Here is a 10,832-nt window from a genome sequence, read left to right on the forward strand (position 1 = left end):
CAACAAATGCTTTTTCAACTCCAAGAACCTTCATTACTAATTTTACACCAATAGCAATCTTATCTGAATGTTCAAGCATCATTCTGTCATCTGCTGTTAAAAAAGGTTCACACTCAGCTGCATTCAAAATAAAAGTATCTATTTTCTTATCTTTTGGTGGAGATAGTTTTACGAATGTTGGGAAAGTAGCTCCTCCCATTCCAACTATACCAGCCTCTTTAATGATACCCTTTATTTCATCAGCATTTAACTTCTCCCAGTCGCGAACAAGAGGGATTCCTTCTATCCATTCATCTTTTCCGTCATTTTCAATTACGATGGAAAGACATTTTCCAAATACAGGATGAGGATACATTGCTATATCTTTAACCATACCAGATATAGATGCATGTACTGGACTTGAAACAAAAGCTGGACTTGTTGCTATAACTTGTCCTTTTTTTACATAATCGCCCTTTGCTACAACTGGTACACAAGGAGCACCGATATGCTGACTCACAGGAATAACAACCTTACTTGGTAAAGTTGCTATTTCTATAGGCTTACTCGCAGTGTAATTTTTAGAACCATTTGGATGTATTCCTCCACGAAAACTTTTTATCACTTTTCCACACCTCTTTTAAAATATTTAAAATTTGTGAACTATAATAGATATAATTAAATTTAAAGAATTATATTTAAGATAAATTTTTAGTAATAACAGGTTGCATTTTATCATTATTATGAGCGTACTTTTCAAAGTGTTTTATGTTAATGATTGATAATATAAATGTTATTATTCCGCCTCCAATTTGAAAACCCCTAACAGAATATCCAAATTTTTTAGCTATTACTTGTCCAATAACAACACCAACTACAACAAGAACAAGGGGAACTATATATACAACAAAAGCTGCCATTAACATATTTGTATCTTTCATTTCAAATGCAATTCTTTGTCCAATTTTAGCTCCAATAGGATTTTTAGCCTCTATTACAACTGAATTATCACCAGGACATGCACCACAATTTTTACACTCATTATGCCTTCCTACTTTGATCTTCGCAATATTATTTTTAGAAATCTCTATTATAACTCCTTCTTCTTCTTTTATCACCTTTAAAGCTCCTTCCTTTACTACAATATTAATTATATTATACTCGCAAGGAACTACTTATATTATACTACATGCTCCCCTTTGATTATAATATCAATTACATTATGATGCTACAGTAAAATTCTTGTAACTACTTCCTGTCGAATTATATATAAAATTCAACTTCCATATCTCAAGATAGTTTTAATTAGAACAAAAGTCAACAATAATTAATTTTTTAACAAATGTTAGTGTAACAATATATCTGTCATGTATATAACAATATATTTTTAAAATATACACAGTTGCTTCCTTGGTATTTTCATCTTTATATAAGATATTGATTTTTGCTAATGTTTGGAGCAATGTTACCTCACATTTTTCTATTTACATCTTGTAGCCTCAACGGCTTCTGTTATATTTACTTTTTTCAGTACTAGAACAGTTCTATACATTAATAACTTTTTTTTTTTTATATTTGTTAAGTTTTTGTTAAATAGCGTTAATTTATTAACAACTAGCAATTTTCCATATAAAATAATAGGAGGATTTTAATCATAATCTCAAGTAAATACAAGGGTTCAGACATACTAATTTAGAGTTTTTCAGTTTTATATTTTCGACTTTAAAATCATCTTATTTGTAATTATAATCCTCAATTCCCACTTATCTTGAAATTTTTTAAATAAAATAAAAACAAAATAAAAATACAATTTCAACTATATTTTTTTGTAAATATTTAATTTAATTAGATTATTTCGTACATATCATTTTGTACATAAGTTCTGCTGGATTAAGAATAGGAATTGATATTTTTTATCTTCTCAAGTTCAAGAGGCGATAGTATTTGACTAATAGATTGTTCTTTGGGGCCTATTGATGCAGGATATCCTAACGCGTTAACTCCTTTTAAAATTAAAAATTCTACCCCCATTTGGGTATCCACACAAGTGCCTGCAATAACAGCAACTTTCATCTTATTCATATATATTGCCTCTCTTAATTTAATTTAATTACTGTATCATCATCAACATAGGTACTTCTTTCATTTTAAAGTGCAAATAAGTCTTTTATTAGAACTATTCTAGCAGGGGCACCATCTACACCTTTAATTTTGAGTGGAAGTGCACACATAAAATATTCGTCTTCTGAAACTTCTTTTAATCTAATACCTTCTATTATAATTATACCTTTATTAAAAAGTGTTTTATGAGTTTCATGACCCGGTTGATCTCTTTCTATTCCAAAGGAATCTATTGCCACCCCTTCTATTTCTTTTTCTGCCAAGTATTCTGCTCCACTTATTGAAAGATATACGAAATCTGACTCATACCCCTGTGTAAGTGAATTTTTAGTTTTAAGTAACAAGAATTCAAGGGGCTTAATTTTTTTATCTATAAGATCCTCTTTTGTTATCGCACCTACAACTTTAGTTAAATCTATTACTCTACATTTCCTAATTAGTTTAGTTAAATCTATAGAATCAATGGTATCACCCTCATCGTCTACGTGAAATGCTGCATCAATATGAGTTCCTGTATGCACATTCATATACATACTAGATTCGTTTATTTTATCTTTTGGAATTTTACTTTCAAATTTTATTACCGGTCTTTTTTCTTCTTTATTCTTATATACTCCCATATTCTTTTCAATTGTCATAGATATATCATATATAATCATGTTACCCTCCTTAAAATTCAGTATTCCACCAATGCCTGCCGTCCTTTTCGATTAACTCTACTGCTCCTATAGGTCCTGAAGTTCCAGCCGCATAATTAGGATAATTAGTAGAATCATTATCATAACAATTTTCAATACTTTCAATGAATTTCCAGGAATATTCAAGCTCATCCCATCTTGTAAATAAAGATGAGTTATTTCTAATTGCTTCAAGTAACAATCTCTCATAAGCCTCAGGTGAATCATTTAAATACTTACAACTTTGGCAATAATCTAACTCTACCTTTTCCATTTTAAAGTCATTACCAGGCTTTTTAGCATTTATTTGAAAATAAAAACCCTCCTCAGGTTGGATTTTTAAAACTAAAAGATTATTCCCTATCTGATCAAATTCCTTATAATAATTAATTCCAGCAAGTTTTTTAAACTGTATAACAATTTCTGTGCTTTTGGTATCCATTCTTTTTCCTGCTCTTATATAAATTGGTACTCCCCCAAAACGGAAATTATCAATATAAGTCTTAAGCGCTATAAATGTATCTGTCTTTGATTCTTTAGATACCCTTTCTTCTTGTCTATAACCAACTACCATAGCTTCGTTAACAGTTCCCTTACCATATTGTCCTCGGACTATGTTTTCCTTAACTGACGCCGAAGTAAAAGGTCTTAGCGATCTGAGTACCTTAACTTTTTCATCTCTTATAGATTCCGGATCAAAATCCACTGGAGGTTCCATTGCAATCATTGTAAGCATTTGTAATAAATGATTTTGAAGCATATCTTTTAATATACCAGCATTTTCATAATACGCCCCTCTATTTTCTACACCTATTAGTTCATTAGATGTAATTTGGATATTGTCAATATAATTTGCATTCCATAAAGGTTCAAATAGAGAGTTACCAAATCTAATTGCCAATATATTTTGGATCATTTCCTTTCCTAAATAATGATCTATTCTAAATATATCTTCTTCTGGTATAAGTTTTGATATATTACTATTTAAGATTCTCGCCGTTTTCAAACTTGACCCAAAAGGCTTTTCGACCATTACTCTCTGCCATCCTTTTGATTTACAAACCATATTATTATTTTTCAAGTTTCGAATTATACCCTCAAAAAACTCTGGCGCAACTGCTAAATAATATAATCTATTTCCTCCAGTCGAATATTCATTCTCCATTGTTTCCAAAAATAAATCTAAATCTTCATATCCTTGATTATTTGAAGTAAAATCAAAATTTTTATAGAAAATTCTCTCAGAAAAATTATTCCATAATTTATCATTTAAAATAAACCTAGAAAATTCCTTTACATATTCATACATTTCATTCCTATATTGTTCACTTGTTTTTTCTCGTCTACCTATAGACACAATTATAAAATTCTCAGATAATTTACCCTCATGTATTAAGCTAAAAATAGCAGGAATAAGTTTTCTTTTTGTCAAATCACCAGTTCCACCAAAAATTACAAACATATTAGAAAGCTCTTTATTCATATTTTTCTCCATTTACAGTTCACCCTACTCCTATTTTTTTTATAAAGTCTAGAAATATTCACCTTTTTAATTAATATGCCACAAACTAACATCACACATAACAATATACCTGTAAGTACTTTATTAGAAATTAATGTACATTATACCCTTTTTATTATAATTTACAATACACATAAAAAAACAGCTTGTAAAAAAATCACAAATTGTTTTTAATAGAAGTTTCATTACATTATTATTTTTTTGCACTACTCATTTTATCAGGAACTATATTCATTATTGGAAATAACTCTGTAAATAGTTTTTTAGCTGCTGGTACTGCTGTTTGAGCAGCATAATAGTTGCTTGAGTTTGGCTCTTCTATTGTAACTACTAAACTCACTTTTGGATTACTTGCAGGTGCCATTCCAGCAAATGATGACACATATTTACCTGTATTATACCCTCCACTTGTAATATTAACCTCATTTGCAGTTCCAGTCTTACCTGCTATATGATAACCATCCATATACGTTCCGACTGCGGTTCCTTCTTTAACTACTCTTTCCAAATATGTTCTTAACTGAGCTGCTTTTTCTTTACTCATTATAGTTCTCTCATTTAAATTACTAAACTGCTTGTCTATAACCTTTTTCCCATTTTCCATATAAAATATATCTTTCATAACATGAGGTCTTATCCATGTGCCTCCATTAGCCACTGCGTTAAAAGCTGCAATGTATTGTATCTGGGTAACTGCAACACCTTGTCCATATGACATCGTAGCGAGATCAATTGGTGTTATATTACTTAAGTCTTTTACAAGCCCTGTACCTTCACCTGGCATGTCAATATCCGTTTTCTGTCCAAATCCAGCAAGTTGTATAAATTTGTAAAAGTTTTGTTTTCCTATCATCTGACCTAATTTAACAAACCCAACATTATCAGAATTCTTAATTATATCCGAGAAGTTTTCAATCCCATAATTTTCTTTATTATCGCTATATAATAATTTATTTCCAATCTTAATGCTACCATTACTTATAAATCTATCTTTATCAGTTACAGCATTATTTTTAAGTGCTGCAGCTGCTGTCATAACCTTGAAAATCGATCCTGGTTCAAATGCATTGCTAATAGCCCTATTCTTCCATATCTCCTGTATTTCTTTGCTTGTCTTTCCTCCTGCATACGGTTCATTTAAATTATAATCCGGTGCATTAGCCATTGCCATAATCTCGCCATTTTGTGGGTTCATGATTGTTATACTTACAGATTTTGCACTATTTTTAGCTAATGTTTCCTTTGCAACGTTCTGTACTACCTCTTGAATTCGTTCATTAATAGTTAATGTTAAATTCTTTCCGTCTACTGGCTGAACTGTCACTGATTCCGTATAAGGTAATTCATTACTGTCTCTATCCGTTTCAACCACCTTAACCCCAGGGACCCCTGCTAATTCATTATTATAACTTAGTTCAACTCCATTGACTCCATTTCCATCTAAATTGGTATGCCCCATTACATGTGATAGAAAGTTATCATTTGGATATATCCGCTCTACATCTTTTGAAATTATTATTCCACTATATCTTAAAGTCTTAATTTTATCCACGATTTTCTGCTCTACCTTTCTTTTAAGTGATACAAATTGTAGTGGATTACCTTTGCTATCTTTATCATCTAATATCTTCTTAACTTTGCTCTTATCTATGTTTAGTATTTTCGACAATTGAAGATCTGCTTCTTCCTCTGGTATTTTTTTGTCTACTAAATATTTTTTTAATACATTCAAATCAACATCTAATCTATAAATATTCATACTTATTGCCAGTTTTTGACCATTTCTATCTAGAATTGCCCCCCTTATAGGAGGTACCGCTATATTTTTTGTCTGCTGCTCTAATGCCAACGATTTATACTTTGACCCATTAACAACCATTAAATAAATCATTCTACCAACAAGAGCACTAAATACTAAAGAAAATAATAAAGCTACAATTAAGATTCTTTTACCTCGCACCTTTTTTCCTTTCAATCTACTCACCACCATATTTTATATTTAGATTAAAACTATATCTCTTAATATAAAGAAATAGTCTTATTAATTGTATCATAAACTACCCAACTAGTTGCTTATACTAGTTTTTTTACTTAGATTCATTTTTGTAGATTAATTCGTAATTATTTGTTAATTTAATTAACAATCAAATTGACCGTAAAAACATATTAACTAAGGTGAAACATTAAAAAATATTTTAATGTTTCACCTTAGTTAATATGGCTCCTATAGATTAATTACTCCTTTTAACACTGGTTTATTTTCATTAATTGGGTTAAACTCTATTACATCTGGTATTTTCCAGTTTTTTATTCCTTTGTTAAACTTCTGTGGTAATAAATAATGAGCTACTCTATGTTCTTTTTTTCGATTATCTCTTATCGCCTCTTCAAACATAGTTTTTACTTCGTTCATGTGAGTGTTATTTATCTTAATCTGTTTAAAATCAAGATCACTTATAATTTGCAAAAATCTATCTACTTCACTTTGAAAAACTTTAGCGAAGAAAGCATTTTGCTTATCTCCATCACAAATTAAGACAGGATTAAGTTGACTTTCATTAATAATAGCTTTCAGTTTAAATACGTTTTTTTTACTCCTCCCTATAAAATAACCATAATTAATATAATTAGGATCATTGCTTTCTGGAAAAATCACATTATATAACAATTGTTCTTCATTCATTTTAATCCTCACCTTTCTAATATATTATTAGATAAATAAAACTAAAATTTATAAAACTGCTTTTATAAAATGCCTATTCAAAAATGTATTTGATACTGTTATTATAGCAGTTGATTGTAAAGAATATGTTATTTATTTGTTTATAATTAGTTAATTATTAATTGTTAAATTATATTATATAATACAATACTTTCTACAAGTTTACATCAATATTATAAAAATAGAAAGGTTAATTTCATGTATTTTTATTTTAAATTAAAATTTATCTTCTCTAAAGAGATTTTTCTAACAAACTTATCATGAATACTCAATAAATATTTACCAAGATATACTCCGCTCACAGCTGCTTGAGATAAAGAGTATGTTGTTCCAGAACAATCTCCGACTTCACCTTGCAAAGATGGCTTAATAGTGTTTTTATCAAGATTATGTTTTGTAGTAACCCTACCTTGCAGTAAATCATCATACCTCTGGACTACTATTCGTCCTTTTCCTTTGTTTATAGATTCTATTATATATGTTGCGTATTTTCTTCCTATTTTTTCACCAATTTGACCACCAAAATCATTAGTATAATTATACTTTCCCTCTGATCTACCCATCCCCCCAAATCCTTGAGTCTTATTGCATATACTGCAATGTAAGCATTCCGCGCTTACTCCATTTTCAATCGGGCATATTCTTTCTATAAATTTTCGTCCTCTTTCTATAATCAATATTTTAATATTACTCTCTTCTTGAAGTAGAGTATAAGCAAGAAAAATGCCACTAACTCCTGAACCCACTATAGCTATATCATACATATATACACTCCTTCCACTAGATATAGGTATACCTATATCTATAAATAAAAGCTTGTAAAATTTAAATTTTACAAGCTTTTATATTATTCTACTACTGCATCCAATACATCTATGATTCCACTCTTTGCATCAATTCTAACCCTAGCACCAATTGGCAGTGTAAGCTTAGGGTAATCATGGCCTGAACAAAAGCCAGAAAACATAGGAATGTCTAAATTATATAATCTATCCTCAAGAACTTCTTCTAATGTAAGGCTTCTTTTATAATGTGGTAAATTGCAATCTTTAAATTGTCCTAAAATAATCCCCTTACATTGCTTAAGTTTATTTGATAATAAAAGTTGTGTTAGTATTCTATCTACCCTATATGGTGCCTCATTAACCTCTTCAATAAAAAGTATTTTATTTTTCATATCAATTTCATAGGAAGTACCAAGAGAATTACATATTAACCCCAAATTACCTCCTATAAGATTTCCCTGTGCTATACCAGGAGTTATACAAGATGTTCTAAATTCATCTGGATTTTTAATAGTATATGGTTTATACCCTTCCATAAATGTAAACATAAAGCTTTTAAATGTGACCTCATCTTCTAAATTAGAAGTACCCATTGGGCTATGAAAAGTAGTTAACCCACATTTTTCATAAAAAGCATTTAGAAAAACTGTTATATCACTAAAGCCTGCAAATATCTTTGGATTTTTCTTTATAATATCATAATCCAAATATGGTAGTAACCTACTTGAGCCATATCCCCCTCTAACACAAAGTATCATGTCTACTGATTTATTTTCAAACATTTCCATAATATCGGACGCTCTATCTTTGTCTTTGCCAGCAAGATACCCCCATTTATCATATAAATGTTTCCCTTCTAATACTTTAAATCCAAGATTGCTCAGCAATAAGATTCCTTTTTTTATTGCATCTACATTTTCAGGACTCGCAGGAGAAATTAGCCCAATAGTATCTCCCAACCTTAGTCTTTTACCAATCATCACTGACACTTCCTCTAATTAACTTAAAATATAGAATAATTAAATTTTATTAAAATAATAACTATAAATCTTCCCAATAAATTTTTTCTTCTTTATCATCTATTGCAGCTGATTTATCAAATAATTTAATAACTAAAATTGCAAAAACAAACCCAATAATACCTCCACAAACTCTAGAAATTTGAATAGGAGCTCCGATAAATTTTCCTATATGTTGTCCTAAAACTACTCCAACAACCACAATTATTATTGGAAAAACAAAGAGCATAAATGAAGCTAATAACATATTAGTTTTTTTCTCTTTCAATTTACCTTTTTCTTTAGATTGATCTATTTTCATATTACTCCCCTTTCAAACAAAAACTTATTCTAATAAAAGCTAAACTTAGCTTAATTATTTTCTTCTAATATACTTAACCAACTATAATTATATATTATATAGATATGAAAGACAATAATATAAAACAGAAAAAATTTTCCTTATAAATCTATACTTTATATTCGGACATTCTCCATAAAAGCCTTTACTTAAACAACATTGTATTTGCCACTATGCCTTTAAAGTACTAAAATGAATTAGAAAGATAAAAAAATTATATGGAGGCATTTATATGAACATACTGATAATTACTTCTAGTCCTAACACCGACGGATTAACTGCTGCCTGTGGCAACGCCGCAAAAGTTGGAGTAGAAATGGGCTCCGCTCTTGCTAATATAATAAGTCTTAACACATTAAATATCCCAGCCTGTCATGCTTGTGGAAGTGGATGGGGGACATGCCTTAAAGAACATACCTGCCAGGTAAAAGATGATTTTCAAGCCCTACACGAAAAAATGGCAAAAGCAGATGGATACATAATTATTACACCCACTTACTGGGGCGATATGAGCGAATCACTTAAGTCATTTATTGATAGACTACGCAGATGCGAAGCCTCAAATGGTGATAAAAATAGTTTATTTGGTAAACCTTTTATATGTGTTGCTGCTCCTGGAGGAACTGGTAATGGGTGTATTTCTACTCTTGCCTCATTTGAAAGATTCGTAGATCATGTTAAAGGTATAAAATATGATTTCATAGGGGTAACAAGGACAAACAGAGAATACAAGTTAGTTACTATAAAAGCTGCTGCAAACAGTATGGTACAAAGCCTAACTGTATAAAATTCGATCCACCTACTTACATGTTTTAAAACAATAGTATTAAATATAATGGCCTACATCTTAATAAGATGTAGGCCATTATATTTATGATTTTGGAACTTCCAATATAGCACCTTTATTACCCGATGACACTAATGCAGCATATCTAGCAAGATAACCCGTTGTAATACTAGGTTGTCTTGGTTTCCAGTTTGCTCTTCTTATTTTAAGTTCTTCATCACTAACATTAAAATTAATAGAATTAGCATTAATATCTATTGATATAATATCTCCCTCATAAATCAAAGCAATATTTCCACCAACTGCTGCTTCTGGAGAAACATGCCCAATTGCAGCTCCTCTAGTTGCACCACTAAAACGTCCATCTGTTATAAGTGCTACACTATTGCCGAGTCCTCGTCCCATAATTGCAGATGTTGGATTAAGCATTTCTCTCATACCCGGTCCACCCTTAGGCCCCTCATATCGAATTACGATAACATCTCCAGGAATAATCTCATCTGAATTAATAGCACTTAAAGCATCCTCTTCACAATCAAACACTCTTGCTGGACCTTCATGTTTTAGCATTTCTTGTGATACTGCAGATCTTTTTACAACACATGAATCTGGAGCAAGATTACCTTTAAGGACAGCAATTCCACCAGTAGTACTATAAGGATTTGTAATTGTGCGAATCACCTGTGTGTCTTTTATTATGCATCCCTTAATATTTTCTGCAACAGTTTTACCCGTACATGTTATCAAATTTGTATTTAATAAATTCAATTTATTTATCTCATTCATAACAGCATAAACTCCACCAGCCTCATTTAGATCCTCAACATATGTATGTCCTGCTGGGGCAAGATGGCACAAATTAGGTGTTTTATCACTAATA

General features: G+C 30.4%; 11 protein-coding genes and 1 pseudogene. 1 reads left to right on the forward strand and 11 read right to left on the reverse strand.

Features of this window, described 5'->3' with window-relative positions; translation table 11 throughout:
* The 10 genes and pseudogenes from Q0649_RS22210 to Q0649_RS22255 form a co-directional block, all read right to left on the reverse strand.
* A pseudogene (locus Q0649_RS22210) lies at positions 1 to 604 on the reverse strand (electron transporter RnfC); the annotation flags it as partial.
* Positions 605 to 677: 73 nt separating this feature from the next.
* On the reverse strand, positions 678 to 1,097 hold the full coding sequence (locus Q0649_RS22215; protein ID WP_367179443.1) for a SoxR reducing system RseC family protein: 420 nt from the start codon (positions 1,095 to 1,097) through the stop codon (positions 678 to 680).
* Positions 1,098 to 1,869: 772 nt separating this feature from the next.
* The gene (locus Q0649_RS22220; protein WP_298847063.1) at positions 1,870 to 2,061 is read right to left on the reverse strand and encodes a hypothetical protein; all 192 of its coding nucleotides are present in this window, start codon (positions 2,059 to 2,061) and stop codon (positions 1,870 to 1,872) included.
* A 65-nt stretch (positions 2,062 to 2,126) separates the two neighbouring features.
* Entirely contained in the window at positions 2,127 to 2,759 is a 633-nt protein-coding gene (locus Q0649_RS22225; protein WP_298847066.1) for a cyclase family protein, read from the reverse strand.
* Positions 2,760 to 2,769: 10 nt separating this feature from the next.
* On the reverse strand, positions 2,770 to 4,272 hold the full coding sequence (gene zwf, locus Q0649_RS22230; RefSeq protein WP_298847068.1) for a glucose-6-phosphate dehydrogenase: 1,503 nt from the start codon (positions 4,270 to 4,272) through the stop codon (positions 2,770 to 2,772).
* A gap of 220 nt (positions 4,273 to 4,492) precedes the next feature.
* Positions 4,493 to 6,274 carry a penicillin-binding protein 2 gene (locus tag Q0649_RS22235; RefSeq protein ID WP_298847071.1) on the reverse strand — a complete coding sequence of 594 codons (1,782 nt, stop codon included), beginning with the start codon at positions 6,272 to 6,274 and terminating at the stop codon, positions 4,493 to 4,495.
* Between the two features lie 249 nt (positions 6,275 to 6,523).
* Positions 6,524 to 6,982: a hypothetical protein gene (locus Q0649_RS22240; RefSeq protein ID WP_298847074.1), complete on the reverse strand. Its 459-nt coding sequence runs from the start codon at positions 6,980 to 6,982 to the stop codon at positions 6,524 to 6,526.
* A 245-nt stretch (positions 6,983 to 7,227) separates the two neighbouring features.
* Positions 7,228 to 7,785, reverse strand: a complete 558-nt coding sequence (locus Q0649_RS22245) for a hypothetical protein (RefSeq protein ID WP_298847077.1) — start codon at positions 7,783 to 7,785, stop codon at positions 7,228 to 7,230.
* 83 nt (positions 7,786 to 7,868) lie between these two features.
* Complete coding sequence (locus Q0649_RS22250; protein WP_298847080.1) at positions 7,869 to 8,786, reverse strand: LD-carboxypeptidase; 918 nt, start codon at positions 8,784 to 8,786, stop codon at positions 7,869 to 7,871.
* A gap of 61 nt (positions 8,787 to 8,847) precedes the next feature.
* Positions 8,848 to 9,126: a SoxR reducing system RseC family protein gene (locus Q0649_RS22255; RefSeq protein ID WP_298847082.1), complete on the reverse strand. Its 279-nt coding sequence runs from the start codon at positions 9,124 to 9,126 to the stop codon at positions 8,848 to 8,850.
* 271 nt (positions 9,127 to 9,397) lie between these two features.
* On the opposite strand from Q0649_RS22255, the gene Q0649_RS22260 reads away from it, so the two are divergent.
* A complete protein-coding gene (locus tag Q0649_RS22260) occupies positions 9,398 to 9,952 on the forward strand; it encodes a flavodoxin family protein (protein WP_298847085.1) in 555 nt (184 codons plus the stop codon).
* Positions 9,953 to 10,036: 84 nt separating this feature from the next.
* On the opposite strand, the gene Q0649_RS22265 is transcribed toward Q0649_RS22260, so the two are convergent.
* Positions 10,037 to 10,832, reverse strand: a 796-nt coding sequence (locus tag Q0649_RS22265; RefSeq protein WP_298847087.1) for a dihydroxy-acid dehydratase, incomplete at its 5' end; no start/stop codon positions are given.

The organism is uncultured Clostridium sp., assembly GCF_937920395.1.
In the GTDB taxonomy this organism is placed as follows: domain Bacteria; phylum Bacillota; class Clostridia; order Clostridiales; family Clostridiaceae; genus Clostridium_AD.

What these genes read in the sequence shown, in the direction of transcription:
- Q0649_RS22255 (WP_298847082.1), bottom strand. Translation starts at nt 9,126, where the DNA reads ATGAAAATAGATCAATCTAAAGAAAAAGGTAAATTGAAAGAGAAAAAA.
- Q0649_RS22220 (WP_298847063.1), bottom strand. Translation starts at nt 2,061, where the DNA reads ATGAATAAGATGAAAGTTGCTGTTATTGCAGGCACTTGTGTGGATACC.
- Q0649_RS22260 (WP_298847085.1), top strand. Translation starts at nt 9,398, where the DNA reads ATGAACATACTGATAATTACTTCTAGTCCTAACACCGACGGATTAACT.
- zwf (WP_298847068.1), bottom strand. Translation starts at nt 4,272, where the DNA reads ATGGAGAAAAATATGAATAAAGAGCTTTCTAATATGTTTGTAATTTTT.
- Q0649_RS22245 (WP_298847077.1), bottom strand. Translation starts at nt 7,785, where the DNA reads ATGTATGATATAGCTATAGTGGGTTCAGGAGTTAGTGGCATTTTTCTT.
- Q0649_RS22240 (WP_298847074.1), bottom strand. Translation starts at nt 6,982, where the DNA reads ATGAATGAAGAACAATTGTTATATAATGTGATTTTTCCAGAAAGCAAT.
- Q0649_RS22250 (WP_298847080.1), bottom strand. Translation starts at nt 8,786, where the DNA reads ATGATTGGTAAAAGACTAAGGTTGGGAGATACTATTGGGCTAATTTCT.
- Q0649_RS22225 (WP_298847066.1), bottom strand. Translation starts at nt 2,759, where the DNA reads ATGATTATATATGATATATCTATGACAATTGAAAAGAATATGGGAGTA.